Source organism: Rhodococcus tibetensis (assembly GCF_024438035.1).
In the GTDB taxonomy this organism is placed as follows: domain Bacteria; phylum Actinomycetota; class Actinomycetes; order Mycobacteriales; family Mycobacteriaceae; genus Rhodococcus_F; species Rhodococcus_F tibetensis.
On the sequence record NZ_JANFQF010000007.1, the window covers coordinates 139,363 to 163,716 of the forward strand.

General features: G+C 64.6%; 27 protein-coding genes and 6 pseudogenes. 15 read left to right on the forward strand and 18 right to left on the reverse strand.

Annotated features, from left to right (window positions below):
- Window positions 1–195, reverse strand: coding sequence for a hypothetical protein (locus NOF53_RS10430; RefSeq protein ID WP_255967951.1), 195 nt, complete (start codon window positions 193–195; stop codon window positions 1–3).
- 196 nt (window positions 196–391) lie between these two features.
- Between NOF53_RS10430 and NOF53_RS10435 the strand changes: the two genes are divergently transcribed.
- The 4 genes from NOF53_RS10435 to NOF53_RS10450 all read left to right on the forward strand — a co-directional run bounded on the left by NOF53_RS10435 (window position 392) and on the right by NOF53_RS10450 (window position 1,333).
- The gene (locus tag NOF53_RS10435; protein ID WP_255967953.1) at window positions 392–616 is read left to right on the forward strand and encodes a hypothetical protein; all 225 of its coding nucleotides are present in this window, start codon (window positions 392–394) and stop codon (window positions 614–616) included.
- On the forward strand, window positions 613–780 hold the full coding sequence (locus NOF53_RS10440) for a hypothetical protein (RefSeq protein ID WP_255967955.1): 168 nt from the start codon (window positions 613–615) through the stop codon (window positions 778–780). The genes NOF53_RS10435 and NOF53_RS10440 overlap by 4 nt, the downstream gene beginning before the upstream one ends.
- 111 nt (window positions 781–891) lie before the next feature.
- Complete coding sequence (locus tag NOF53_RS10445; protein ID WP_255967957.1) at window positions 892–1,089, forward strand: antitoxin VbhA family protein; 198 nt, start codon at window positions 892–894, stop codon at window positions 1,087–1,089.
- Between the two features lie 22 nt (window positions 1,090–1,111).
- Window positions 1,112–1,333, forward strand: coding sequence for an antitoxin VbhA family protein (locus tag NOF53_RS10450; RefSeq protein WP_255967958.1), 222 nt, complete (start codon window positions 1,112–1,114; stop codon window positions 1,331–1,333).
- Between the two features lie 127 nt (window positions 1,334–1,460).
- Here NOF53_RS10450 and NOF53_RS10455 read toward each other — a convergent pair.
- The 4 genes and pseudogenes from NOF53_RS10455 to NOF53_RS10470 all read right to left on the reverse strand — a co-directional run.
- Window positions 1,461–2,456, reverse strand: a pseudogene (locus tag NOF53_RS10455) (fatty acid desaturase family protein); the annotation flags it as partial.
- A 79-nt stretch (window positions 2,457–2,535) separates the two neighbouring features.
- Complete coding sequence (locus NOF53_RS10460; protein ID WP_255967960.1) at window positions 2,536–2,691, reverse strand: DUF6131 family protein; 156 nt, start codon at window positions 2,689–2,691, stop codon at window positions 2,536–2,538.
- A 61-nt stretch (window positions 2,692–2,752) separates the two neighbouring features.
- Entirely contained in the window at window positions 2,753–2,947 is a 195-nt protein-coding gene (locus NOF53_RS10465; RefSeq protein WP_255967962.1) for a CsbD family protein, read from the reverse strand.
- A 66-nt stretch (window positions 2,948–3,013) separates the two neighbouring features.
- The gene (locus tag NOF53_RS10470; protein WP_255967964.1) at window positions 3,014–3,445 is read right to left on the reverse strand and encodes a hypothetical protein; all 432 of its coding nucleotides are present in this window, start codon (window positions 3,443–3,445) and stop codon (window positions 3,014–3,016) included.
- A 130-nt stretch (window positions 3,446–3,575) separates the two neighbouring features.
- On the opposite strand from NOF53_RS10470, the gene NOF53_RS10475 reads away from it, so the two are divergent.
- Entirely contained in the window at window positions 3,576–4,307 is a 732-nt protein-coding gene (locus NOF53_RS10475) for a TetR/AcrR family transcriptional regulator (RefSeq protein WP_255968159.1), read from the forward strand.
- Window positions 4,308–4,590: 283 nt separating this feature from the next.
- The gene (locus tag NOF53_RS10480) at window positions 4,591–5,457 is read left to right on the forward strand and encodes an alpha/beta fold hydrolase (RefSeq protein WP_255967966.1); all 867 of its coding nucleotides are present in this window, start codon (window positions 4,591–4,593) and stop codon (window positions 5,455–5,457) included.
- 165 nt (window positions 5,458–5,622) lie between these two features.
- Here NOF53_RS10480 and NOF53_RS10485 read toward each other — a convergent pair whose 3' ends face one another.
- Together NOF53_RS10485 and NOF53_RS10490 are read right to left on the reverse strand one after the other, a co-directional pair.
- Window positions 5,623–6,021: a low affinity iron permease family protein gene (locus NOF53_RS10485; protein ID WP_255967967.1), complete on the reverse strand. Its 399-nt coding sequence runs from the start codon at window positions 6,019–6,021 to the stop codon at window positions 5,623–5,625.
- 335 nt (window positions 6,022–6,356) lie between these two features.
- Entirely contained in the window at window positions 6,357–6,593 is a 237-nt protein-coding gene (locus tag NOF53_RS10490) for a hypothetical protein (protein ID WP_255968177.1), read from the reverse strand.
- On the opposite strand from NOF53_RS10490, the pseudogene NOF53_RS10495 reads away from it, so the two are divergent.
- Window positions 6,556–7,913, forward strand: a pseudogene (locus NOF53_RS10495) (Mu transposase domain-containing protein). The gene NOF53_RS10490 and the pseudogene NOF53_RS10495 sit on opposite strands and share 38 nt — an antisense overlap.
- Window positions 7,910–8,739 (forward strand): annotated as a pseudogene (gene istB, locus NOF53_RS10500) (IS21-like element helper ATPase IstB); the annotation flags it as partial. The pseudogenes NOF53_RS10495 and istB, both read left to right, overlap by 4 nt.
- A 67-nt stretch (window positions 8,740–8,806) precedes the next feature.
- Here istB and NOF53_RS10505 read toward each other — a convergent pair.
- Complete coding sequence (locus NOF53_RS10505; protein WP_255967968.1) at window positions 8,807–9,208, reverse strand: nuclear transport factor 2 family protein; 402 nt, start codon at window positions 9,206–9,208, stop codon at window positions 8,807–8,809.
- A gap of 94 nt (window positions 9,209–9,302) precedes the next feature.
- Between NOF53_RS10505 and NOF53_RS10510 the strand changes: the two genes are divergently transcribed.
- Complete coding sequence (locus NOF53_RS10510; protein WP_255967969.1) at window positions 9,303–9,692, forward strand: winged helix-turn-helix transcriptional regulator; 390 nt, start codon at window positions 9,303–9,305, stop codon at window positions 9,690–9,692.
- Between the two features lie 605 nt (window positions 9,693–10,297).
- On the opposite strand, the pseudogene NOF53_RS10515 reads toward NOF53_RS10510, so the two are convergent.
- Window positions 10,298–10,546: pseudogene (locus NOF53_RS10515) on the reverse strand (hypothetical protein); the annotation flags it as partial.
- Between the two features lie 147 nt (window positions 10,547–10,693).
- On the opposite strand from NOF53_RS10515, the pseudogene NOF53_RS28025 reads away from it, so the two are divergent.
- Window positions 10,694–10,804: pseudogene (locus tag NOF53_RS28025) on the forward strand (DUF2716 domain-containing protein); the annotation flags it as partial.
- Between the two features lie 465 nt (window positions 10,805–11,269).
- On the opposite strand, the gene NOF53_RS10525 reads toward NOF53_RS28025, so the two are convergent.
- Window positions 11,270–12,241 carry an NAD(P)H-binding protein gene (locus NOF53_RS10525; RefSeq protein ID WP_255967970.1) on the reverse strand — a complete coding sequence of 324 codons (972 nt, stop codon included), beginning with the start codon at window positions 12,239–12,241 and terminating at the stop codon, window positions 11,270–11,272.
- Between the two features lie 169 nt (window positions 12,242–12,410).
- Window positions 12,411–12,758, reverse strand: a complete 348-nt coding sequence (locus tag NOF53_RS10530; protein ID WP_255967971.1) for a hypothetical protein — start codon at window positions 12,756–12,758, stop codon at window positions 12,411–12,413.
- Between the two features lie 200 nt (window positions 12,759–12,958).
- Here NOF53_RS10530 and NOF53_RS10535 point away from each other — a divergent pair, with 200 nt between their 5' ends.
- The 3 genes from NOF53_RS10535 to NOF53_RS10545 all read left to right on the forward strand — a co-directional run bounded on the left by NOF53_RS10535 (window position 12,959) and on the right by NOF53_RS10545 (window position 15,069).
- On the forward strand, window positions 12,959–13,834 hold the full coding sequence (locus NOF53_RS10535) for an alpha/beta fold hydrolase (RefSeq protein ID WP_255967982.1): 876 nt from the start codon (window positions 12,959–12,961) through the stop codon (window positions 13,832–13,834).
- A 9-nt stretch (window positions 13,835–13,843) separates the two neighbouring features.
- Window positions 13,844–14,317: a winged helix-turn-helix transcriptional regulator gene (locus NOF53_RS10540; RefSeq protein WP_255967984.1), complete on the forward strand. Its 474-nt coding sequence runs from the start codon at window positions 13,844–13,846 to the stop codon at window positions 14,315–14,317.
- A 383-nt stretch (window positions 14,318–14,700) separates the two neighbouring features.
- Complete coding sequence (locus NOF53_RS10545; RefSeq protein WP_255967986.1) at window positions 14,701–15,069, forward strand: DUF1330 domain-containing protein; 369 nt, start codon at window positions 14,701–14,703, stop codon at window positions 15,067–15,069.
- Here the strand turns inward: NOF53_RS10545 and NOF53_RS10550 are convergent.
- The 4 genes and pseudogenes from NOF53_RS10550 to NOF53_RS10565 form a co-directional block, all read right to left on the reverse strand.
- Window positions 15,059–15,271, reverse strand: a pseudogene (locus tag NOF53_RS10550) (hypothetical protein); the annotation flags it as partial. The gene NOF53_RS10545 and the pseudogene NOF53_RS10550 overlap by 11 nt on opposite strands.
- A 713-nt stretch (window positions 15,272–15,984) precedes the next feature.
- Window positions 15,985–16,116 (reverse strand): hypothetical protein, encoded by a 132-nt coding sequence (locus NOF53_RS10555; protein ID WP_255967988.1) that lies wholly within the window; start codon window positions 16,114–16,116, stop codon window positions 15,985–15,987.
- A gap of 388 nt (window positions 16,117–16,504) precedes the next feature.
- On the reverse strand, window positions 16,505–17,068 hold the full coding sequence (locus tag NOF53_RS10560; protein ID WP_255967990.1) for a dihydrofolate reductase family protein: 564 nt from the start codon (window positions 17,066–17,068) through the stop codon (window positions 16,505–16,507).
- A gap of 726 nt (window positions 17,069–17,794) precedes the next feature.
- The gene (locus NOF53_RS10565; RefSeq protein WP_255967992.1) at window positions 17,795–18,583 is read right to left on the reverse strand and encodes an SDR family oxidoreductase; all 789 of its coding nucleotides are present in this window, start codon (window positions 18,581–18,583) and stop codon (window positions 17,795–17,797) included.
- A gap of 228 nt (window positions 18,584–18,811) precedes the next feature.
- Between NOF53_RS10565 and NOF53_RS10570 the strand changes: the two genes are divergently transcribed.
- Window positions 18,812–19,021 carry a hypothetical protein gene (locus NOF53_RS10570; RefSeq protein WP_255967993.1) on the forward strand — a complete coding sequence of 70 codons (210 nt, stop codon included), beginning with the start codon at window positions 18,812–18,814 and terminating at the stop codon, window positions 19,019–19,021.
- Here NOF53_RS10570 and NOF53_RS10575 read toward each other — a convergent pair.
- The 3 genes from NOF53_RS10575 to NOF53_RS10585 form a co-directional block, all read right to left on the reverse strand.
- Window positions 19,009–19,791: a Mut7-C RNAse domain-containing protein gene (locus NOF53_RS10575; RefSeq protein WP_255967994.1), complete on the reverse strand. Its 783-nt coding sequence runs from the start codon at window positions 19,789–19,791 to the stop codon at window positions 19,009–19,011. The genes NOF53_RS10570 and NOF53_RS10575 overlap by 13 nt on opposite strands.
- Window positions 19,792–19,949: 158 nt before the next feature.
- Entirely contained in the window at window positions 19,950–20,921 is a 972-nt protein-coding gene (locus tag NOF53_RS10580) for a DUF1648 domain-containing protein (protein WP_255967995.1), read from the reverse strand.
- A gap of 22 nt (window positions 20,922–20,943) precedes the next feature.
- Entirely contained in the window at window positions 20,944–21,345 is a 402-nt protein-coding gene (locus NOF53_RS10585) for an SdpI family protein (RefSeq protein WP_255967996.1), read from the reverse strand.
- 117 nt (window positions 21,346–21,462) lie between these two features.
- On the opposite strand from NOF53_RS10585, the gene leuS reads away from it, so the two are divergent.
- Window positions 21,463–24,327: a leucine--tRNA ligase gene (gene leuS / locus NOF53_RS10590; RefSeq protein ID WP_255967997.1), complete on the forward strand. Its 2,865-nt coding sequence runs from the start codon at window positions 21,463–21,465 to the stop codon at window positions 24,325–24,327.
- The last annotated feature ends 27 nt before the right edge of the window (window positions 24,328–24,354 follow it).

Below are 24,354 nucleotides of genomic sequence, written 5' to 3' on the forward strand. Positions count from 1 at the left end.
CTAGTTGACACCGGTTTCCTCGAGGTAATGCCACCACAATGCGAGCCCGCGCGAGTAGGCCTTGACCGTGTTCGGGCTGCACGCGCACGCGACCCGCAGCCACTCCTCGACAGGCTGGACCACTGCATAGTCGCGATCGAGGACAGTCCAGGTGTCACTACCGTCCGGCAGTGACACCTTCTGTGTCTGCGCCATGGCAACCCACTTCCCGTACGGGTGTAGGCAACCATTCGTTCACGACCATTCCAAGCCGACACGCCGACGGTCCCACGACGTCACGGACGCTGCCGGTGGTGATGAAGATTAGACCAGCTCTACGACCACATGTGCGACTCGGCCGCCGTCAACGCGCCCTCACCGAACGCCGCAACACCATCAACGAAAGGATCCTGTGAACGACACCAGCAAACCCGGCCCCATCGCGCACACCGTGTTCGGAATCTGCTGGATAGTCGTCGGCACCCTCCTCGTCACCGGCCACGACCACCGAACATCCGCGCTGTACGCGGGCATCGGGCAGATCGTCATCGGCCTCGCCTACATCACCGGAACCTGGTGGCAACACCGCCGCCGGGGCAGCACACCTCAACCGACCGGGAAGGACCTCACACCATGACCGACGACGAACACGACGCCTGGGAACTCCACCAGTCCGGACTCACCTGGACAGAAGTCGGCCGGGAAATGGGATGCACCGCAGGAACCGCCCAAGCCTTCGCCACCGCCTACCAGAAACGCACTGACGACGCCGCAATCCAAGCCCAAAACACCCTGTGCTGACCGGCTCCCCGAAGGTCTGTTGACCCCAGGAAACCGGCAATGATCAGGTAGAATAGACAAAGGTGCGCACTCCCCCGCACCCCGCCACCATTTCGAGACGAAGGAGCATCGGTGACCACCTCACAAGACGCCGCCGTTCGCCCCGCCTCTCGCAGCATCGAAGACTCCATCCAGTTCGCCACCGCAGGCGTCCGCCTCGCAGGAGGCACCGTCACCGAAGAAGACAAAGCGGCCTGCCGACGAGTACTCAACGGTGAAACCACCGCAGAAGAAGAGCTCGCAGCCCTACGCAAAGAACTCGGATACTAGAACCAGTGAAGGAGCCACAGCGATGACCACCGCACGCACCGCGCAGTCGCACATGACCGACGCCCAGATCGACCGGGCGATCGCCGCCGCCACAGCTGGTCACCGCATGGCAGGCATGGAACCCAGCGCCACCGACATCGAAATCGGTCGCCGGCAACTACGCGGAGATATCACCGGCGACAAAGCCGTGGAACTCGCAGTCGCCGCAGCACTCGCCGAATACGAGGCTGAACAGCCCGAGTGAACGATCCCTACGAGATCGCCCCCGGCGTCCTCAACAACAAGTACGGCATCACCGACCCCGCGAAACTCGCCGTAGTCGAACGCGCAGCCGCATACCAACGCATCCTGCAACTCGAAAAACAGCCTACGAGGGAGCCGGTGGTGTACGGCAGGTCATACTTGTCACACAGCGCGCGCACCTTGGTGGAGATTTCCGCGTAGCGGTTGCTGGGGAGGTCGGGAAACAGGTGATGCTCGATCTGATAGCACAAGTTGCCGCTGAGGAACGCCAACACCGGGCCGGCACGGAAGTTGGCCGCGCCGAGCATCTGCCGCAGATACCACTCCGGCCGGGTTTCGTTCTCGAGTTCGGCGAGGGTGAACTTCTCGGCACCGTCGGGGAAGTGCCCGCAGAAAATCACCACGTACGCCCACACGTTCCGCAGCAGATTCGCGGTCAGGTTCGCCGCCACCGCCGCCCGCTGAGGGCGGGAAAGAGCAGGTAGTCCTTGCCCGCCTGGCGGAGAATCTTCCCGAGCAGCGCGCGGGTCTGGGCGGATTTCTCGGCGGCGGCGCCGGCGCGATCCTGTTCGGAATACAGGTCGTGCAGGGCGATGCCCCATTCGAACATCGCCGCCATCACCAGGTTCCGCAGCGGTTGCAATAGGTTTTCGGGCTTCCACGGTTGATCGCGGGTAATCCGGAGGACACCGTAGCCGAGGTCCTCGTCCATTCCGACGACGTTGCTGTACACGTGGTGGCGGTAGTTGTGCGAGTAACGCCACTGCGACGAGAGGCCGGCCATGTCCCATTCCCAGTTGCTGGAATGAATTTTCGGGGTCGTTCATCCAGTCCCATTGACCATGGGAGACGTTGTGGCCGATCTCCATGTTTTCCACACTTTTGGCCACACCGAGCGCAGTCGTCCCGAGGACCCAGCCCGCCGGTCTCCTGCTGCCGTAGATCACCAGCCGCGCAGCGGCATCCAGTATCCGCTGGAAGCCGATGGTGCGGCGGATATAGGTGGCGTCGGCGGCGCCGAGCGACTCGGTAATGTCCCGGCGGATGCTGTCCAGCTCGGCGCTGAGCGCCTCGACGTCCGCCTCGGTGAGGTGCGCGTATTCCTTGATGTCGGATATCGCCATGCGTGGTTCTCCAGATTTCGGACGTGCCCCACCCCCGAACGTCGAGGTGTGCGCACGTCCGGTGCGGCCTCGGGCCGGGTCAGTAGTAGTGGCGTCGGCCCGCAACCGCGTGGCCGGTCATGCCCATGATCTCAAGGGCCACGCCGATGACGATGAGCGCGACTCCGACATACAACAGGATGGGCATGCTGATGACCACGCCGATAATGGCGAGGATGATTCCGAGGATGATCATGACGGTGACCTGATTTCGGGACAGAGACTTAGGGATTGGGGTATCGGACGGTATGAGCGGGTCAGTGTGTGAAGACGTGCTTGAACTTCTGTCCCGCCTGCTTGAGCTTGTCGCCGGTTTGCTTGGTGTTGCCCTTGGCCTGGTCTGCACTCCCCTCGGTTTCCATGCGTTCGTTTCCGAGGGTCTTGCCGACCGTCTTCTTGGTGGCACCCTCGGCGGTTTCGGCCTTGTGCCGAAGCTTCTTCACGATGCTCATGGCGGTACTTCTTTTCTTCTCGGTGATCGGACGGCGCGGCTGCGGGCCCGGTGTCGGTGGATTTCCTCAGTGTGCGACGCGTGTGGTGGCCGCACTCTCGGATCGGTGGCCGAACGGGTGCCGCCAGTCGCGTCCCCCGGTAGACCGGTGACTGCGATCGGCCCCGTGCGGTGGCTGGTTCGCGGCGACCGACTCGTGCCCTGGTTCGACGTTGTCGCGGCCGGGGTTCCCGTCGGCGGATTCGCGGCGGGATTCGTGCAGTTCGCGGCGGGCCCGACGGCCACGCAGGGCGCCGGCCAGCAGCAGGCTCAGCCCGCACATCCCGATCGCGCCGACGGCGATGCCGTACAGGAACAGGGTGCCGGTCGACCCGGTGACGTGATAGCCGAAGACGGCGAAGTCGTCGGTCAGAGCGTGCGTATCACCGCTGTTGTTCAGCACACCTGCGACTCCGACGATGACGGCGGCGAGCAGGGCGATCAGTCCGATGATGATCATGACGGCCTCCCAGGGCCCCTGGTGTATTACCCAGTCAACGCCGCATTCCCCGGTGTGTCAACACTGTAGGTCTACTATCAAGACCTACAGTAAAGGCCTACAGTTGGAAGCAGTGAAGGAAGTGTTTGTGATGGCCAAGGCCCCCGCTGATCGCACGACCCTCTCCGGCAACGGTCAGGTCCCGGACGGCGGCCCGATCACCCGACAGCGAATCCTGACTGCCGCACTCGAGATCATCGACCGCGACGGAATCGGCGCACTGTCCATGCGTCGCCTCGGCAAGGCCCTGGGCCGCGATCCGATGGCCCTCTACCGTCATGCCCCGAACAAGGCCGCTCTCCTCGACGGCGTCGCCGAGAGCGTCCTCGAGCAGCTCGTCGTCGACACCGATGACGGCGACTGGGTGACCCAACTCCGGGAGGTCGCCCGCCGCTTCCGCCGGTTGGCGCTCGACCATCCCCACGTGGTCCCGCTCCTGGTCACCCGGCCCCTGTCGACGCCCCTCGGGCTGCGGCCCCTGGGAACACTGCGCCCGCTCGAGAACATCCTGAACTTGCTCACCCGGGCCGGCTTCACCGCGACTGATGCCCTGCACGTCTACCGGGCCTTGTTGGGCTTCCTCCACGGTCACGTCCTCAACGAACTCCAGGAACTCGTCGAACGACCCGACGAGCACGACGACCTGCTACGTCTGGGACTGCACCGGCTACCGATCGGCGACTTCCCCCTCCTGCGCGGTCTCGCACCCGTACTGGCGTCGTACGACGGCACCACGGAACTCGAGCGCGGCCTCGACATCCTGATCACGGGACTCACCGCAACCCTGCCTCACCCCGACAGCCCAGCCCCTGAGGTGAGCTGAACCCAGAAACGGACGAACCATCCCGCCTGCACCCCCGACCCGCAACACTTGTGCGGCCAGAACTTCCACCGACGCGGCGGACTCACGCCGCGCCGGCTCCGCACGCACGTGAGAAGATCAGGCAGGGCGTACACGGACAGACGCGGCGCTCCGACATCGTTTCTCCACTTCGAAGCCGAAGCCGAAGCCGGGCAGCGGAGCTGGTCTATATTCCAGGTACTCGAGTCCGGCCTCGGGCGGTCGGGGCGCTCTGCTGGTTGAAACTACGAGACGGAAGGGCACAGTGTCGCGACGCAAGCTCGAGTCCGTGGTCCTGCACAATGACGTCCTCAAGTTCGTCGACGTCGGCGAGGGACCGCCGGTGGTGCTCGTGCACGGGCTGCTCGGCTCGCACGAGTCCTGGGCGCCGCAGATCAGAAGACTCGCAAAGAAGCATCGAGTGGTGGCACCCGACCTTTTCGGGCACGGGCAGTCCGACAAACCCTCCGGCGACTACTCACTGAGCGCGCACGCCGCCACCCTCCGCGACCTGATGGACCATCTCGGGATTTCCTCCGCCGCGTTCGTGGGGCATTCCCTCGGCGGCGGAATCGTGATGCAGCTGTCGTATCTCTTTCCCGAGCGAGTTGAGCGGCTGTGCCTGGTGAGCAGCGGAGGCCTCGGGACCGAGGTGAGCCTGTTCCTCAAGGCGGCCACCCTGCCCGGCAGCGAACTGGTCCTACCCCTCCTTGCCTCCGACTGGCTTCGGCGCAACACCGAGAACGCGCTCAAACAACTGGGACGCCTCGGGCTGCCCGTCCAGCCCAGCCGCAGCGCCGCGGAAACGTGGCGGTCCCTCGAGACCGTGTCGGACAAGTCATCGCGAGCAGCGTTCCTCGCCTCCACACGTGCAGTTGTGGGACTGCGTGGACAGACCGTCAGCGCCAAGCAACATTTCTCGAAGTTCGAATCGCTTCCGTCGCTGCTGGTGTGGGGTGGCAAAGACAGGATGATTCCCGCCTCCCACGCCGAGAACCTGCGCCGCGTCGTCCCCCACAGTCGCGTCGAAATTTTTCCCCGCGCAGGTCACTTCCCTCAACTGGACGAACCGGAGCTGTTCTTCCGCGTGCTCGACCAGTTCCTCGATCCGGCTTCAGAATCCGATCGGTAACAGTGCGGCTCCGGGCCCGCACCAACAGGCGGCGCGCACAGCTTCGCCATGGCCCACTACATCGAGGATGTGGGTGGCCGTTGAGAGCGGATCCGGTCCCCACCCAAGGGCTCCGGTCACCGGCGGCGGGATTTGGCCGCTGGGGACTTCCCGTACAACCACATCTCAGTGGCGGTCTTCGAGTCCAACAGCTTCCCTCAACCGTTCCGCGGCCGTTCGAAGCTCGGGATCGTTGAATGCGGATGACGCCAGCAACGCGGCCAGCGCCTCGGCGATGACATTGAGTTTCTCTTGCGAGGCCTCGCTTGTGCGGCGGCCGGCGTTCTCGAGCAGCACCACCAACAGCAGCGTGAAAACGCTCGCAACGGTATGAATGGCAATTTGCCAGGCCTTGAGGTCCGTCCACCATGGCAAGCTGATCAGCCACGCCACGACGATCCCGGCACAGACGAAGAAGAACGGCGCCTGACTGACTCGCAGCTCGGCCTGCTCGACGAACCGGTCAAACGGCGACCGGCGAGCGCCTCTACCACGGGTTTGTGCGGCGTCGCTACTTCGCTCCATCACCGGAGTTTAGTCGCATCTCACCCTCACCACCCCCGGACAATGGCGCTCCCCGCGGCCAGGGTTTGCTTGTCGCGAGCCCTTCCCATCCCACGATCCGTCGGGACAGGCGGTTCCAGCGAAGATCCGGTGATCCGGCCGGCGCGCACGGCAACAATCCTGTAAGGCCACCCATGCGGGGTCGCCGAGGCCGACGCGGTCGACGATGCGGACCGGATTGCTCGCGAATGCAAGAACACCCTTCGGTGACCAAGGAGGTGGGGTCTGTCGCGGTTGTCGAAGGGTTCCGAGCGCGGTATCACCGGCCGCGCGAGGAGCCCTCCACCCGCTCGTCGCTAGTGGCGGGTCCGTGTGCTTGCTGGCGGCGCGGGTTCCTGTGGGGCGTGTGGGTGACCACCGACACGATGTACGACGACGTCGAATCCGGAGAGCCGGTCGAGGAGGGCGACATCGACTGGGACACCTTCGACGACCCGGACGTCGAACCCGAGGAAGGACTGCGGCACGCGAACTCGGTCGAGGAACGCGATGTGTATGTGCCGCAGTTCTACTGCGCGGGACCGTATGGACATCATTTCCGCCTACCGAGAAGTCGGGTCGTACCGAGATGCCGCCGAGCTCTGCGGCACCACCCACAAGACCGTCAAGCGAGTCGTTGAGCAGTTCGAGGCCGGTGACACCCCGCGACCACGCGCAGAACGCGCCCGCAACTACGACGCGGTGACCGAACTCGTCACCCAACGAGTGGAGAAGTCCCAGGGCCGCATCTCCGCGAAACGGTTGCTCCCGATCGCACGGACCGCCGGCTACGACGGGTCGGACCGCAACTTCCGCCGCCTCGTCTCGGATGCGAAAGCGCAGCGGCGCAGCGAACATCACCGCGGACGCCGCCCCGCGGTGTGGACACCCGGTGAGTACCTGGTGATCGACTGGGCCACCGTCGGCGGTCTGCATCAAGGGCGGGGTCGTGGCGAACGTGGTGATCCCCACCCCGGACTATGTCCGCTTCGCCACCCACTACGGCTTCGCCCCCGACTTCTGCCACGCCAACGACCCGCAGTCGAGGGGCGTCGTGGAGAACCTCGTCGGCTACGCCCAGTGTGACCTGGCCGTCCCGCTGTTCACCGAGGCTGTGGTCGCCGACACCACGGTCGATGTCCATACCGCGAACGCCGCCGCCCGCACCTGGTGCGCCGAGGCCAACGCCCGGATGCACACTGAGATCTGCGCGATTCCTGATGAACGACTGCGCGACGAGCGGGAACTGTTGCACCCGTTGCCGTCTCTGCGGTTGCAGATGGGGCCGCCGCCGGTGACCCGCAAAGTGGACCGGCTCTCGTGTGTGCGCGTCCGCCCGGTACTCGGTCCCGACCCGGCTGATCGGGACCTCCGTGCGGCTGGTTCAGTCCGACGATGCCCTGGTGATCGTCGAACCGGCGACCGGGCAGGTGGTCGCCGAACACGACCTCACCGCACCGGGAACGAGCGTCGGTGCACGACGAGCACTACGACGGACCCCGCCCGACCCCGAACCGGGCACCTAGGCCGAGAACGATGTCGAGCAGCAATTCTGCGCACTCCGTGCGAGCGCCGACGCGTTCCTGGTCGGTGCCGCCGCGATCGGCAACACCCGCCTGGGACCCGAACTCGAGGTGTTGCTGGCACTGGGCGCCGCGCACGGCACCGAGGCGTTGGTGGCGGCGTTGACCCGGGCGGTGGCATTCCGACGCTTCCGAGCGGCCGACGTTCGCTCGATCCTCGCTGCCGGTGCCGGAACTCCGCAACCACGACCGGCCGGGGATGCGTTGATTCTGGATCTTCCGACGGCACCGACCCGATCGCTCGACGACAATGCGATCGGCCCGCGCACGGACGGGAGCGCCGGCTCATGACCGAAACAGCGACCACCGCAGAAGGGCCGGTCACACCTGCTCCACCGCCCTCGATTCCGGTGCTGGCGGCGGACCTCGACGCCGGGTTGCGCCGGCTCAAACTCGCCGCGATCCGTCGCACCGCACCCGAAGTCCTCCTGACCGCGAAGACCCAGCGCTGGACCCCGGAAGAGGTGTTGCGAACCCTCGTCGAGGCGGAGATCGCCGCACGGGACGCCTCGAACATCGTGAACCGGCTCAAGGTCGCCGCGTTCCCGGTCACGAAGACGTTGGAGTCGTTCGACGTCGCGGCGTCATCGATTCAGCCCAAGGTGTTCGACTACCTGACCAGTCTGGGATGGGTTCGAGCACAGTCGAATCTGATGATCATCGGACCGGCCGGCACGGGAAAGTCACACACCCTGATCGGGCTCGGGATCGCCGCGGTCTACGCCGGGCACAAAGTCCGCTACTTCTCCCCCGCAAGCGGGAGGGACCCCCACGCCACCGACCTGGTCGAGACGCTCTACCGCGGACTCGCCGACACTCCCCCAAGCACTGCGTGCAGGGCGGTACCCCCACCGTCGGCAAGATCATCGACTCCCTGTTGCGGGTCGATCTGATCCTTCTCGACGAAGTCGGGTTCGCCCCACTCGACGACACCGGCACCCAACTGTTGTTCCGGCTCGTCGCCGGCGCCTACGAACGCCGCTCGTTGGCCATCGCCTCACACTGGCCGTTCGAGCAATGGGGCCGATTCCTACCCGAGCAGACCACCGCCGTCAGCATCCTCGACCGGCTTCTGCACCACGCCACCGTCGTCATCACCGACGGCGAGTCCTACCGGCCGAGGTCACCGGCTAGGTCCGTCGACACTGCTGGAAACGTGCCGGCCGGGCAGGAGTCGGTCGAATCTAGGGCGCGCCCCAGAACGCGTCCTCCGCTTCGCCGTCCGCGGAGAACAGGTGTACTGCAACTATCTTGCCGTCGACAACACGGAGTAGATCGACGCCCGACATGTCCATCGACGCGCCGTCTCGGCGACCGGCGAAACGCACCGGGACGGCGACCTTGTCGCCGTTGACCATCATCGTCCCTTCCACCGTCAATCCGAAGGTTCCTTCACTGACCGCCATCATGCTGCCCAGGAGGCGGCCGACACCGTCGACGCCTCGATGCGTCCCGGAGAACTGATTGCGTCCCGGTTGGTACCACGTTACGTCGGTATCGAGCAGTCCCATCATTGTCGGTATGTCACCACGTCCGAGGGCATCGAAGTATCGTGTGGCCACGTTCAGTGGGGTGGTGTTCGTCATCTGAGTCATCTCCTGTGCCGGGAACATCAACGTGGCGACAGTGGCACCCGGTAGCCTGTTACCTCAACGTAACTGTCGATGAGCTGGGGGAACCATGTCTTCACCCGCATGGAACGTCATGATCGAATCATGTCCGTCGCGTATCTCGTTGGCGCGAATTGCGAACAAGTGGACGGCGATGATCGTGATTGCTTTGGGAGACCGACGATTACGCTTCGGTAAATTGCAGGCGGAAGTGGGCGGCATCAGCGGCAAGGTCCTGTCCGAGACCCTCCGAGACCTCGAGCGTGACGGAATCGTCGCCAGACATGTCTACGACGAGACACCACCTCGCGTGGAATACGAGCTCACAAAACTGGGCTGCACCCTCCGTGACCCTCTGACCGCACTACGACTGTGGGCCGAAGCCCACGTCCACGAAGTCGACCGTGCGCGGGACGCCTACGACGCCCGCCAGGCACCGGCCCTCGATACCGCACGCTAGTGCAGTGCACTCCTGACATCGTGCAGTCGTCTTCTGAAACTGACACCTATTGTCCGCCGGTGCTGTCGGCCGAACTGTTCCGCTGATGGTTCCGCATATGGTGCGCGGATCAGGGCGAATTTAGCTTGGGGAGAACCCGCCAACGTCGATTGAGATCCACAGTGGCGCGAACATCAAGCAGAGACCGGTGAATCCCAACAACAGCGACGCAGTGAACCACCGTGCCGCTCGTGAGCGCCACACCACGACTGCGCCGATGGCGTACACCGTGAGCAGAGGTATCGCCCACGCCACCCAGTACCCCCCGTTGGGCCGGGGACACCTGGTGCCCGGTCTGCGATGGGCACCGGCGACAACTCCGGGACATCCATCACGTCCCTCAACGTATCCACCCCCCAGGTAATTGCATACCAACCCAGTGCGACGCCCACGACGAAACCAGCGAACGTACCCAGCAGAGCGAACGCCAGCTCGTACCAGGGCTCATCATCGACAGCTGCCGTTCCGGCGTCATCAGAGTTCGGCTCAGATTGCATCGCGCCATTGTCCCCCGCGGGAATCAGTCGTAGATGCACACAGCGACTACCCGAGATTCCGCCAGTCCCTCAGCGGTCCCGATCGACGATCGGCTTACGGGATAGCGACCGGGCTGAGGATTCCGACAAGTTCGTGAGAATTACGCACTGACACGACGTTAAGAATCTGCAGGTCGGATGGACAGAGAACTGACACCGAGCCGTGGATCCTACAGTGGCGGCGGTGTTGGTGCGATCGAAGGTCACTGAAGGCGTCGGCTCGGCGATCGCCGGCCATGATTCGGGATTCGTGCCCGAGCGAAACCCGAATCTTTCCTCGAACTCAGTCCACTAACGATCACGGTCGGGCAGGTCGGTCCAAGCCGGAGGCAATGGAGAGCCGAAGTCGCGGGTGTATCGCATCGAGCAGGACCTCCGTTCGCTCCTGGACCTGACGATGCCACACCGTTCTATGCAGGACGAACTTCCTGGCGGGCGCGGTTCGATGCGGTCAACGCCGAGGCGCTGCGGTGCTTCGTTGCCGAGTTCTCCGACGATCCGCGGTTTGTCGTTCTCGACTGGCACCACCCCGGGTACTAGTTCGACGCCGCGGAGCACGTCGCTGCTGAGGACTTTAATGTCCCGCCGGCGCTGCTGCTGCTGCCGTCACGGTCAGCCGACTGGGTGGCTTCCAGGTGGGCAAGTCACCGGCCGACATCGCCTCCACCGAAGGGCACCACGAGAAAGTCCGGGTCACCGCCCGCGACCTGACGGCGGGCTGAGCCGAAACTGAGCCGCGGCGACCTTGGGTTCGAGGGCGGATCCACATCAGCCATGCGACCACCGCGGTAAATCCTACGGCGGCCCAACGGTTCCCGGCAGAACCTGCTTCGACAGCCTCACCGGTGACTACGCCTACATCCACCTCGGGGATTCACCCGAGGTAGGCGGTGGCGGAAACGCTCTGCCCGCCCCCGCCCGTGACGACAGTCGATGATGTCTCGGCCTGCTTGGTGTTGAGTCGGTCAACCCGTTCTGGCCAATTGCACACAGCATCCGGGCTCAGTCAGCCGCCATCTGCAGGCGCGGATTGTTCTCCAGCGCCCACCGCACGGTCTTCGGCCGACGCCCGAGCAGGGTTTCCAGCTGATCGGTGACGACGTCGTACCGTCCGCCGGCGATCAGCTTGGTCAGGGTCTTCAGGTGCTCGACAACATGCGGATACTCGGTCAGGGCACTGGCCACGAAGGTTTCGTTCCAGGCGTCCACTTCCTCAGGGATATAGGAGATCTGGCGTCCCAGCACAGCTGCGTAGTCCTCCGCGAAACCGTGCATGTCCTTCAGCTCCGGTCCGGTGAGTTCATAGGACTTCGAGACATGCGGCGCAGGGTCGACGAGGATTCGCACGCACACCTCCGCCACGTCATACCCGGCGATGGGCGCGATGCGCTGAGGCCCGAAGGGGAGCCGCAGTTCACCGTTGCTCAGCGGACCCAGTGTCAACCAGGTCAGGATCGGATTCTCGACGAAGATGGTCGCCCGCACGTTGACGGTCGGGACACCGGACCAGTCCAGCACCTGCTCGGCGATCCAGTGGGCCCGATGCTGCGGTGACCAATCCGTCACAAGTCCACCGAGCCACGAACGCCGTTCCTCGCTCGGTGCGGTCATCTTCTCGAACGTCATGAAACCCTGCTCGAACTCGGAGATGTTGACGAAGACCTCGATGTCGCCCTGGGCCCGCGCCGCCGCAGCCATCAGTGTGACGGCGTCGGTGTAGTACGGCGACAGGCTCATGCTGAAGTAGATTCGCCGGCAGCCCTTCAGGGCAGCTGTCACGTCGGCGACGTTGAGTAGGTCGCCGACGAAGATTTCAGCCCCGGCCTGGCGCAGAGAGTGCGCGCGTTCGTCGTCCCGTCGCACGAACGCGCGCACCAGGTAACCCTGATCGAGCAGCATCTCGACCATCGTTCTGCTCACGCCACCGACTTCGCCGGCGGCTCCGGTGATCAGGATGGGATTGCGCTCTGACATTGATATGTCTCCTCTGACTGGTCTGGGGTAGTGCCTCGTAGAGTCCCTGACTCTCACTAAAAACCGATCGGTTTTGCCCCACCGTATGCCGATTGGTTTTTTGATGCAACCCACCCCTGACGGTGTGAGGCAATCAGCCCCGCTCTAGGCCTCGCGCGATGGCCGGATGTCACCTGCGCTGCAACCTGCAGGCCGTATTTGATTGCAGCTCAGGGGAACTCGCGTCCGTGTGGGACGACAGGGAATCCGGCGACAACCTCGAAAACTCGTCGTCGAAACCCTCCACCTCACCGACATCACACTCGTCGCTCCGCAGGAGGAGTTCGTCTCGACGAGAAATGGGGCGGTGGAACCCGCACACCGCATCGAAACCGGCGATCACGTGATCACCATCGGAATTGTCGCGCAGACAGAACGTCGGGACGGCATCCCGCGTCGACAGCGCGACCACGATGCACCCTGGATCAGGGGTCAGAAGTGCGTCCTTCGCGCACCCGGCGGCCGGTGTCGCGACCAACCCGATGACCTTGGGCCGCTACCGCGTACGGCGTTCGATGGCCCGGCCGCCGTACCCGTCAAGCCCAATCGGGCGGGTCTACCAGGTAGCGCATGATCCACTTCTCTCGGCAAAATTACAAGGGTTAGTTGCTTCACGAGACTCATGTTACAGTTTTCGAGTTGCGTGAAACAACTCACTTCGATGTGGAGTAGACCCTGATGGATACCACCAAACCACTCTCAGTACCGCTGTCAGTCCGGCGAGGACAGCACCGGATACACGCTGAAATTACGGACGGGCCGGGAGCACCGCTGGTGCTCATGCACGGCTTTCCCGACAGCATGCATCTCTACGACCGCCTCATGCCGCACCTTGTCGGTCGCCGGCGCGTGGTGCGGTTCGACTTCCTCGGCTGGGGCGAGTCGGACAAACCGGATGGTTACCCGTACACCGCGACCAACCAGGTGGGCGACATCGACGCGGTGGTGAACAGCTTGCCGGACGAGCGAGTGGTCCTGGTCGCGCACGACGCGTCCGGTCCGCCGGCCATCGACTGGGCGCTGCGGAATCCGGAGCGGGTCGAGGAGCTCGTCCTGCTCAACACCTACTACGAGTGGACGGTCGGCCTTCGACGGCCACATGCCATCGTGCTGTACTCGACGCCCGGGCTCAACGCGATTGCCCGTAAGCTGTCGGCGATGCGACCCGACCTCGAGCGGCGCCTCTTCCACTACCAGGTGGGCTCATTCATCCGCGACGGCGACGCACGCGCCGAACTCGTCCCACGGCTGTTCGAGCAGTTTCGCACCTCACGGCCGGCGTTCTGGCGGCACACCTCCGGCATGCTCGGCCAAGTGGTTTCCCGGCGGCTCAAGGCCCGCCAGCTCAGGCATTTCCACCGTCCCGTACGGATCATTTTCGGCGTCAGTGACCCTTTCCTCAATCCGCGGTTGGCGAAGCGGTTCGCCGGCCAGTTCCCCGACAACAACCTGCATCTGATCGAGAACTCCGGGCATTACGTTCAGGTCGACGAGCCTGAGCTGGTCGCGGACCTCATGACGGGTGAGTATCTTCATGCAACCGAAGCGGCGTAGAATTGGCGGATGCTGAATCGCACGTATGACGGCCAGGTGTGCTCCATCGCTCGCACGCTCGAAGTTCTCGGTGAGCGATGGACACTACTGATAGTCCGCGACGCGATGCTCGGCCTGCGCCGCTTCGACGAGTTCCAGCACAGCCTGGGCGTCGCCCGCAACGTGCTCACCGACCGGCTCAAGCGGTTGGTGGAGGCGGGTGTGCTGGAGCGCGTCGAGTATCAGCAGCGTCCGCCTCGTTTCGAGTACCGGCTCACCGCGGTCGGCCTCGAACTCTGCACGCCGGTGGTCGGACTTATGCATTGGGGCGACCGGCACCGGTCGGGGCCGGACGGCTTGCCGCGCCTCACCCGGCACCGTGCGTGCGGTGGTCAATTGCACGCCGAGCTGGTGTGCGAGCAGTGCGGCGAGACTGTTGCCGGCACCGACCTGGAACTGCCGCCGGGGCCCGGACTACGAGCAGACCCCATCGCTGCCGGTTAGCTCGCAGCTAAGCGCGGCAGGGCATCCCAGCCGATCGCCGGATCCAAAAAACTTCGAGCGGAAGAAGGTCGTCGCGGCGGCCCTCGAGCGGGGGTGAGGTGGCTGATGGCCGTGATCTCGACCTGATCGGCTCCGCATTCCCCGCGATTCCATCAGCTCTCTGCATGGCGGAACCAATCGAGCTGCCCTTCACCCGAACGGGTCGTCGACAGCGTCGCCGTACCGGCGCTGACGCCGAGTGGCTCGCCCTCCGTAGATAGACCTGGATCGCTCGGTGAACAAGCGAGCGACCGAAATGATTGTCCAGATGATCGATTAACCGGCCACTCGGAGACTCCGACCATGTTCGGCCTCAGTGGCAGCCCAACGAGAGAGGTAAGGAAATGAGCGAGAACTCGCACGGGGGAAAGTTTTACGCGCTGAATATGTTCGACGTGGCCGACGAGGAGAAGTACCTTTCGTACTTCAGCCGTTTGCCCGAAGCGGCTCCGCCATATGGTGGTCGAATGGTGGCGCTCGGCCGTTTTCGAGACAACGTGGCCGGTGACCTCGCGCCGCGACAGGTTCTGTTTCTCGTTGAATGGGAGTCCGAAGAGGCGTTCAACAGTTTCCGAGACGATCCCGACTTGGCCGACTTGCATCCGCTGAGGGAGAGCTCGACGGCGTCTTATATCTGGCAGACGTTCGATGGCCCCGATATGAACGACCCCGACCTTTCGCTCGACGATGTATTGAGGGTGCTCAAGCCTTGAGTCTCCTCAGTGGAGCGTGCGGGTTAGACATCCCAGGGCTGTGAGTCGTCAAGCAGCCCGGGGTGGTGCGGCGGTGGTCCCAGGCGATGTGCTCGTCGTAGCGAGTGTGGTGGCGGAGGCAGCCGTGGAGGATTCCGACGAGGCGGTTGCCGAGGGCGCGGAGCGCTTGGTGGTGCAAGTCGCCAGCGGCGCGCCACTGGTCGTCGACTCGGGCAGCACCCTGACCGAGCGGTGCGGGAGCTCCCTCGATAGCCCAGCCGGCGTCCCTCCAGCGCCTCGCGAATCGGCATAGCGTTCGGTAGCTGTCGTCGCTGACCGGAACCCGGATGGTGGCCAACGGCCGCAGTGAGGCGTCGACTGCGGCTGCGGTCCACGACGCTTTGTGCGGTTCGATGGCGATCACCACCGGCGTTGTGCAGTTGTCGAGCGCCTGCGTCATCACCACTCCCTCGACTCGGTTCGATTCGGTTAGCGAGGAGGGCACACCAACTTTCGGCTTTGCAGACCTCGCTCGAGCCACTCCACGCCAGCGGAGGTGGCCGGACCGCATGCCGTAACTGAGTCAACCCGCAACGGGTGACAGGTGGAGCAGGAGCGTTGCCCGGCCACCGCCTCGGACATCACGGCTGCAGACCACGACGCCTGCATCAAATTGAACAAGTTGGTGGAGCACGGACGGGTTCTTCCTGTCGGCGGATGCGTTGGTGGTACTTCTCATCCTGCCGCCGGAAGGCCCGTCCCCTTCGTTCAGCCCATGCTCCGCCCGGTGTCTACAACGTCATGACCCGCAACAGCTAGTCCGCCAATTCTGACCGGTGACGGATCGCTGACCGGTCACTACTGCAGCAACGGGATCCGTCACTACCCCGCCGAGTGGAAGTTTGGCATGTGAACGGTCGTTGTGATGATGCAGTATCAAATCATGTCTCCGAGCATCGGAACGATGCGGACCTGGAACCACGACGAAGGCTGGGGCGTCATCGACTCGCCCGAGACACCTGGTGGTTGCTGGATACACGCGACGACGCCTTCTACGAAGACTCGCATGGGCTTGGATCCTGGTCGTCAAGTGTATTTCGAGTGGGAACGCCTACCCGGGAAGGGGGTCCAGGACGGCTTCGACTTCGTCGCTACCGACGCATGGTACGTCGGCGACGAACCGTATCGCGCCCCCAAGGGCCTAGCACCGGCGCGTACAGCACGTCGCTGACGATCACCCTCGACGACGACCCTGACCACAAGGCTCACCGGATTCCACCCGGGGTTTCGCCTGAGGAGTACTTCCGTCAGCTTCCCGGCGACAATTGACCGATCCCGATCCGCGATCCCTTACATACACGGTCTGTGATCCGGGACGGGTATCACGACCGCCTCGAAACACAGCGCCATGAGATCCTTGGGCGGCCCGAAGCCCGGGCCGATCCGAGGTTGGTACTCAGCGCCTGGTCTCGTACCTGGTCAGGACCACGCCGTCAGGGAACGTCCCGGTCTCCACCAGGGTCAGGTTCACCCAGTTGTCCAGGGCCGCAAAGAAGGGCGTGCCGCCACCTACCAGGACCGGATGGGTGACGATCGCGTACTCGTCGATCAGCCCATCCCGCATGGCCGCTGCGGCGAGTGTGGCGCCGCCGATATCCATGGGGCCGCCGTCCTCGGCCTTGAGCCGGGTGATCTCGGTGACCGCGTCGCCGGTGACCAGGCGGGTGTTCCAGTCGACCGTGCTGGTCGTCGAGGAGAACACTACTTTCGGCATGTCCCGCCAGCGGCGGGCGAACTCGATTTCCGCCGGTGTGGCACCCGGCTGCTGGTCGGCGGTCGGCCAGTGGGAGCTCATCGTCTCCCACAGTTTGCGCCCGTACAGCGCCGTGCCTGTCGCCCTCACCCGGTCGGACCACCACTGGAACAGCTCGTCGCTCGGCACACTCCAGCCGAGGTCGTCGCCGGGCGCGGCGATGTAACCGTCCAGGCTCACGTTCATGGCGAAGGTCAGTTTCCGCATGGTGTCAGCCTCCCGTGAGTCGGTACTCGGTGTACAGACCAGCACGGCGCGGAAAAATCATCGGTCAGGCCGCACCGACGGCCGGTTCACCACCACGCCAAGCGGACGGAAGGGAACGCCTATCGGCACCGGATAACGATCCGTCAATGGACAGGTCGCCTTGTCGAGGGACACCCGTCTGCCGTGTTTCGCGGCGGTGATGGCGTCGATGAGGCTAACGTCCTGACCATGCCTGTTCGGGTCGGTGTCGCGTCTCTGAGCTGGTTTTCGGGTATGCGCCGCCGTCGATCTGCGTCCACATCGGGAGAGCCATGCCGTGGCATATAGGCATGCTTCCACCGGAAACGTCCGACCTCGGCGCCATCGCGCACGGACCGTACTGGCTCGATGTCATCGCAACATCTTGGCAAACACCCCCGACATCTTTCGCCGAGCAGAAACGCCCCCACCGACCGTTCTGGGCTGGTGGGGCGTTTGGTGCATCCGGGACCCTCGAAGCGCCAGTCTCTGGCGTTCGGCATAGCAGTCGGCACGGCCCCGTCTCGCATCGTGATGGCTGAAGAAATGCCAGGGAATTGAGACAGAATGCGGCGGCCATGCCGTGAGACAAGTGACAAGTCCGCAGGCCGCAGCGTCTCAAAATGGCCCCGGCAGCGAGACCCTACAATCGGCGGCATCAGCCGGCGGCACCTCAGCCTGCCGGCCCGCCAAATATTTCCCTACCTATCAGGTGTGGCTGAGTCTGCGATTGACCTCACGAGTGAGCCACGCGGGTGAGAAGCGCGACCCCAGCGACAGCGCTTTCGATTGCAGACCAACCGGGAAATGCACTTTGTGGTACGGCCGCTTCGAGGGACGAGTCGCCTTGAAGATGCTCTTCGACACGTCGTCGGCACTCAGTTTGATACCGAGCGAGTTGGTGGTCCCCGTCGAGACGCCTTTGGTCATGGCGGTGTTGACGAACAACGGCCACATTGCTTTCACCGAGATGTCGTACTCAGCCCACTCGAGGTCGAGTGCCTCGGTGACTCCGCGTACGGCGAACTTGGTGGCGCCGTAGGTGGCGAGTTCGGGTTGACCGTAGATCGCCGAAGCTGAACACAGGTTGATCACCTGCGCGCCGGGTGTTGCCTTCAGGTAGGGGAATGCGGCGTGCGTTCCGTAGACGACACCGTTGAAGTTGATGTCGATTTGCCGCTTGTGTACCTCGATCGGCATTTCCTCGAACCTGCCCGCGACCAGAATACCGGCATTGTTGATGAGGATATCGAGACGCCCGCCGCCTTCAGCGTCGAACTCTTTCAGACGTGTCTCCCACTGGTCGGGATCGGTGACGTCGAGAACACCCGTGACGACGCGTCCACCGGCAGACGTGATCGCCTCCTGCAACGAGGCAAGACCCGTCAGGTCGATGTCGTAGGCGCCGACCAGGTATCCGGCGCGCGCGAACTCGAGGGCGGTGGAACGTCCGATTCCGGCTGCAGCGCCGGTGATGAAGACAGTTGAAATGGGCATCTCGGAAGGATAGACGTTACCGCGCTTACCGGTAAGACCCAGCGCCGACGGCGGCATTTCAGTGCCCTGAATGGATCGGGCCGCGCGATGTAGTTCGGCTCGGGAGTGAGCACCACGTGGCGGGACATCGGTCGCACCGAGTTCAGCCGACACACCTCGCGCACGTCCCGGGGTCTGTCGGAGACCGGTGGTATCAACAGTGCAGGACGAAGTAAGGAGGCAGCAGACGTGAACAGACCATGCGGACGTTGTGAGACGGCCATCGACCACTGCCACGGAACGTTGATCGTGCACAGCCGGCGCGGCATCGAGTGCACGGACGAGTCGTGCGTCGAGCTGTCCGAGGTTCGACACACTCTGATCATCGACTGCGAGGAATTCGGCGACGGATGCTTCTGCACCGCGGAGTTCACCGCCGAACTGCGTCACGCCTCCTGACGGATCGGCCCGAGATCCACGCCGACCTCCCGCAGGCGACGGCGTAATCGGGATAGGTGGCTGCCCGGCCAGTACAGGTGGTCGCAGTTCCGGCATCGACTGAAGTCGCGCTCGCGTTCCGCCACTCCCGGCGGCACCTCCTTGCGTGCCTCCTCCCAGGACACTGCGGTGAGTGTCCCGTTGCACACCGCGCATCGGGTGAAGGGCGCAATTTGTGCGTGGAGATCGAAGCGGTCCAGCACTTCTCGTAGCTGACGGCGCGGATCGGTTTCGTGAAGAAAGGCGCCGTGTGTCACTGCGGCACGCTTGAGCAGGCCCGTGTCCCGGGCGAGGACGATCCGGTGCTCGGACACCGAAATCTCGACCAGTTCGGTGTCGGAGAAGTCGTTGCGATACCGGGTGTCGAAGCCGAGTAACCGCAGATAGCCGGCGAGCCGGCCGAGGTGCACGTCGAGGACGAACGTAGGGTCTCGTAACGGTTGCGGTCGCAGTCGAGTGAGCCCCCTGATGTCGATGCGTTCGAACACGGGATACACCGAGACCCGCTCGCCCCCGACGAGGCGGTGCGCGAAGTCGACCGAGTTCTGGTCGACGAGAACCAGGTCCACTTCGGTGTGGGGCACGCCCAACGCCTCGATGCGGTCCTTCACCGAGGGCGTGCCGATGAAGTAATGCGTGATAGTCCGCTTCCTCGAGTCCGGCGCGAGGAAGTCGTTCAGCTCCTCGTAGAAGCGGAACTCGCACTGTCGGAGCGGTTCAGGCATCAGCATTCACATCCCTAGGCCACAGTACTGGGCGACTGGTCCTTGGGATTGCGCTTCGCGTAGCGCTGAGCGAGCGCGGCGAACACGATCAGCTGCTGAGAAACTTCACACGGCACAGGCTCCCGTCCGTGCGTGGTTGACGAGTCTCTGCACTCCTGGGGCACTCACGGGTGGCGGAGCCGCCTGTCGGCGAATGCGTTGACAACTCCGGCCATTTCCTCGGCCTCCGAGGTGGTGACGGTCAATCGGTCTCCGCACGCCATGGTGATGATCACAGCGGGTCCGGTGCGGGTGACGACGCCGTAGTTCCGCGCCCCCTTCACCTTGAGTCCCCAGCCACCGAAGTCGTCGAAAGGCTTGATCACGCCGACTCGTGCACCCTCGATCTCGTCGATGCCGTAGTCGAGCGCGGGCATACCCATGTTGATCACTCGGATGCCGTCCTCGTCCACGAGGACTCGGAACCGCAGCAGGCTGACGAGCAACAGCCCGACGGGCACGAACACGGCGAGCGGCCACCAGCCGCCGGCAAGACGACAGACGACGAGGGCGGGAACGACGCCGAACAGGACTAGCAGGATCACGGACCCGGTTGTCCCGAACCCCACGGAAACGGCCACTGCCGCGGGTGCGTCGGCTCGGGGCAACGTGGCGTCGGGTGGTTTCGTGGCCGCGACCCGACGACGGTAGTCGCGCAGACAGGCCGCGCCGATCATCCCGACGGCGGCGCCGAGCACCGTCCCGAGGCCGAGGGACCACAGCGGAAGTTCGGTGCCGGTGGGATCGGTGACATCGAGTTGGACGGCGAGCATGACCACCTGCACGGTGATGATCAGCCCGACCACGGACAGCCCGACGACGAGCATGGTGCGCCGCATCATGAGCAGGGCAGGCGCGAGGGCGGCGAAGGCAGCACAGCCGCCTCCGAACAGGACCGTCACGAGAGCGAAGGTCCAGGCACTGGACATCGGGGCGGAGAAGCCGTCCGGTGAGGTGGTAGTCCAATGCGTGGCGATTTCCGCGGGGAGACGGGGTTCCCAGAGCTTGGTCAGGAGTACGGCGGACAGCGCGGCCACCACGGGCAGGACGAGACCGAATACGGCTCCGGCGGGGTCGACGATTCGCGATCCGTGCACCGGGTTGGCCGTCTGCAGCCGGTCAGGACGGCTGGCAGGCGTCCTTCAGCGAGCAGGCTCCGCAGGAGTTGCCGCAAGCACCGGTATCGGCGACGGGGACGGCAGCGGCGGCGCGGGCACCGAGTGATGCGCCTGTACCCGCGGTGAGCGCGGCCGCGACGACGCTGACCAGGAGGGCGCCGATCCCGACAACTCCCCCGATCAGGATTCCGGCGATACCACCGATGATCAGCAGCCCGGCGGCGGCGAGAAGTGTGGGTCCTGCGACCTTGTTCGCCAACGCGAAAGCGTCGTCGTCGCGCAGCGTCTCGGGGGTCCGGACACCCGCCCACCGGTTGCGCGGCAGACGTTCGGCGAGGCCGGCCAGGGCGACGCCGGCAACGGCGACAGCGAGGACGAACAGCACGACGGAGGCAATCAACACGTGACCAGGATACGGCGGACCCGGATCCGCAGGTGAGTCCGGGTGGGGTGAGGCTCTACCCTGGTTGACGGTATTCCTCTCCATCCACGAATGTCAGCCAAGTAGATAGCGACCACAGTGACCGAGCACGCGCAGCCCGCCAACCCGTCCGACGCGACCCCGCAGCACCGCTACACCGCGGAACTCGCCGGCCAGATCGAGCAGCGCTGGCAGGACCGATGGAGCGCGGAGGGCACCTTCGACGCGCCCAACCCGGTCGGCCCGCTGGCAGGCCCGGTTCCGGCCGACAAGCTGTTCGTGCAGGACATGTTCCCTTACCCGTCGGGAACCGGTCTGCACGTGGGGCACCCCCTCGGCTACATCGCCACCGATGTCTTCGCCCGCTACCACCGGATGCAGGGCCACAACGTGCTGCACACGCTCGGCTACGACGCTTTCGGTCTGCCGGCCGAGCAGTACGCGGTGCAGACGGGCACGCATCCTCGGGCCACCACCGAGGCGAACATCATCAACATGAAGCGTCAGCTGCGGCGCCTCGGCCTGGGGCACGACGAGCGGCGCACCTTCGCGACCACCGACGTCGACTTCTACCATTGGACGCAGTGGATCTTCCTGCAGATCCACGATGCCTGGTTCGACAAGGAGGCCGGCAAGGCCCGGCGCATTTCCGAACTCGAGGCGGAGTTCGCCTCGGGCGAGCGGAACGTCGAGGACGGGCGGGACTGGCAGTCGCTGTCGGTCTCCGAGAAGGAAGCCGTCCTGGACTCCTACCGTCTCGTGTACCACTCCGATTCGATGGTCAACTGGTGCCCGGGTTTGGGCACGGTGCTGGCCAACGAGGAGGTGACAGCGGACGGTCGCAGCGACCGCGGCAACTTCCCCGTGTTCCGTAAGCACCTGCAGCAGTGGATGATGCGCATCACCGCGTACTCGGACCGTCTCGTCGACGACCTCGAGTACCTGGATTGGCCCGAGAAGGTCAAGGCCATGCAGCGCAACTGGATCGGGCGCTCGCACGGTGCGCAGGTGAAGTTCCGGGCAGCGGTCGAGCGAAGCGAGGGTGAATCTTCTGCTCATGAGATCGAGGTGTTCACGACGCGTCCGGACACGCTGTTCGGTGCCACCTATGTGACGCTGGCGCCGGAGCACGAGCTGGTGGACGAGCTCGTTGCCGCGGAGTGGCCCGAGGGTGTCGATCCGCGATGGACCGGTGGCGCGGCCAATCCTGTCGAAGCCGTTGCGGCGTACCGGAAGTCGATTGCGGCGAAGTCGGATCTGGAGCGACAGGAGTACAAGGAGAAGACGGGTGTCTTCCTCGGCACCTACGCGACGAATCCCGTCAATGGGCGCAAGGTTCCGGTGTTCATCGCCGACTATGTGCTCACCGGGTACGGCACCGGCGCGATCATGGCGGTGCCCGGTCACGATCACCGCGACTGGGAGTTCGCGACGGTGTTCGGTCTCGATATCGTCGAGGTCATCTCCGGTGGAGACATCGCGCAGGACGCGTTTGTGGGGGACGGCTTGCTGGTGAACTCGGACTTCCTGAACGGCATGAACGTCGCCGATGCCAAGAAGGCCATCACCGAGCGTCTCGAGGCGGACGGCACCGGCAAGGGCACCATTCAGTACAAGCTGCGCGACTGGCTGTTCGCCCGTCAGCGGTACTGGGGCGAGCCGTTCCCGATCGTGTACGACTCCGAGGGCAATGCGCATGCACTGCCGGATTCCATGCTGCCCGTGGAACTTCCGGAGGTCGAGGACTACGCTCCCGTGTCCTTCGATCCCGACGACGCATCCTCGGAGCCCTCTCCCCCGCTGGCGAAGGCGGTCGACTGGGTCAACGTCGAACTCGACCTCGGTGACGGTCTGCAGACCTACCGCCGCGACACCAACGTGATGCCGCAGTGGGCCGGCAGCTCGTGGTACCAGCTGCGCTACATCGACCCGACGAACCCGGACACGTTCTGCGACAAGGAGAACGAGCGGTACTGGACGGGTCCGCGGCCGGAGATTCACGGGCCCAACGATCCCGGTGGTGTCGACCTGTACGTCGGCGGTGTGGAGCACGCTGTCCTGCACCTGCTGTACTCGCGATTCTGGCACAAGGTGTTGTTCGACCTCGGCTACGTCAGCTCGAGCGAGCCGTACCGGCGCCTGTACAACCAGGGCTACATCCAGGCTTACGCCTATACCGATGCGCGGGGGGTGTACGTGCCGGCCGACGAGGTGGAGGAGAAGGGCGGAAAGTTCTTCTACCAGGGCGCGGAGGTCAACCGCGAGTACGGAAAGATGGGCAAGAGCCTCAAGAACTCCGTGTCGCCGGACGAGATCTGTGAGGAATACGGGGCCGACACCCTCCGGGTGTACGAAATGTCGATGGGCCCGCTGGACACGTCCCGTCCGTGGGCGACCAAGGATGTCGTCGGCGCTCAGCGTTTTCTGCAGCGTGCCTGGCGCGTCGTGGTCGACGAGGAGTCCGGTGCCGTCCGGGTCACGGACGACGCTCCCTCCGAGGACACCCTGCGGGCGTTGAACAAGGCGATCGCCGGGGTCAGCGACGACTACACGGCGCTGCGGGACAACACGGCGGCGGCCAAGTTGATCGAGTACACCAACCACCTCACCAAGGCTTACCCCGGCGGCGCCCCGCGTTCGGCGGTGGAGCCCCTGGTGCTGATGCTGGCGCCGCTGGCCCCGCACCTCGCGGAGGAACTGTGGTCGCGGCTCGGCCACGAGAAGTCGCTGGCGCACGGTCCGTTCCCGGTCGCCGAGGAGAAGTGGCTGGTGGAGGACACCGTCGAGTACCCGATCCAGGTGAACGGCAAGGTCCGCAGTCGGGTGACCGTGGCGGCCGACGCGTCGCGCGAGGAGATCGAGAAGATCGCGCTCGCCGACGAGAAGATCGTGGCGCTCCTCGACGGCAGGGATCCCCGCAAGGTGATCGTCGTACCCGGGAAGATGGTCAATATCGTCCTCTGATGCCCTGCGCCCGTGAGTATGCGCTAC

Bases quoted from the DNA above. Each gene is read 5' to 3' on its own strand.
- NOF53_RS10430 (WP_255967951.1), bottom strand. From the start codon at position 195: ATGGCGCAGACACAGAAGGTGTCACTGCCGGACGGTAGTGACACCTGG.
- NOF53_RS10440 (WP_255967955.1), top strand. From the start codon at position 613: ATGACCGACGACGAACACGACGCCTGGGAACTCCACCAGTCCGGACTC.
- NOF53_RS10450 (WP_255967958.1), top strand. From the start codon at position 1,112: ATGACCACCGCACGCACCGCGCAGTCGCACATGACCGACGCCCAGATC.
- NOF53_RS10460 (WP_255967960.1), bottom strand. From the start codon at position 2,691: ATGATCATCCTCGGAATCATCCTCGCCATTATCGGCGTGGTCATCAGC.
- NOF53_RS10465 (WP_255967962.1), bottom strand. From the start codon at position 2,947: ATGAGCATCGTGAAGAAGCTTCGGCACAAGGCCGAAACCGCCGAGGGT.
- NOF53_RS10470 (WP_255967964.1), bottom strand. From the start codon at position 3,445: ATGATCATCATCGGACTGATCGCCCTGCTCGCCGCCGTCATCGTCGGA.
- NOF53_RS10475 (WP_255968159.1), top strand. From the start codon at position 3,576: ATGGCCAAGGCCCCCGCTGATCGCACGACCCTCTCCGGCAACGGTCAG.
- NOF53_RS10485 (WP_255967967.1), bottom strand. From the start codon at position 6,021: ATGGAGCGAAGTAGCGACGCCGCACAAACCCGTGGTAGAGGCGCTCGC.
- NOF53_RS10490 (WP_255968177.1), bottom strand. From the start codon at position 6,593: ATGTCCATACGGTCCCGCGCAGTAGAACTGCGGCACATACACATCGCG.
- NOF53_RS10505 (WP_255967968.1), bottom strand. From the start codon at position 9,208: ATGACGAACACCACCCCACTGAACGTGGCCACACGATACTTCGATGCC.
- NOF53_RS10510 (WP_255967969.1), top strand. From the start codon at position 9,303: ATGTCTTCACCCGCATGGAACGTCATGATCGAATCATGTCCGTCGCGT.
- NOF53_RS10525 (WP_255967970.1), bottom strand. From the start codon at position 12,241: ATGTCAGAGCGCAATCCCATCCTGATCACCGGAGCCGCCGGCGAAGTC.
- NOF53_RS10535 (WP_255967982.1), top strand. From the start codon at position 12,959: ATGGATACCACCAAACCACTCTCAGTACCGCTGTCAGTCCGGCGAGGA.
- NOF53_RS10540 (WP_255967984.1), top strand. From the start codon at position 13,844: ATGCTGAATCGCACGTATGACGGCCAGGTGTGCTCCATCGCTCGCACG.
- NOF53_RS10545 (WP_255967986.1), top strand. From the start codon at position 14,701: ATGAGCGAGAACTCGCACGGGGGAAAGTTTTACGCGCTGAATATGTTC.
- NOF53_RS10555 (WP_255967988.1), bottom strand. From the start codon at position 16,116: ATGCGAGTCTTCGTAGAAGGCGTCGTCGCGTGTATCCAGCAACCACCA.
- NOF53_RS10560 (WP_255967990.1), bottom strand. From the start codon at position 17,068: ATGCGGAAACTGACCTTCGCCATGAACGTGAGCCTGGACGGTTACATC.
- NOF53_RS10565 (WP_255967992.1), bottom strand. From the start codon at position 18,583: ATGCCCATTTCAACTGTCTTCATCACCGGCGCTGCAGCCGGAATCGGA.
- NOF53_RS10575 (WP_255967994.1), bottom strand. From the start codon at position 19,791: ATGCTGATGCCTGAACCGCTCCGACAGTGCGAGTTCCGCTTCTACGAG.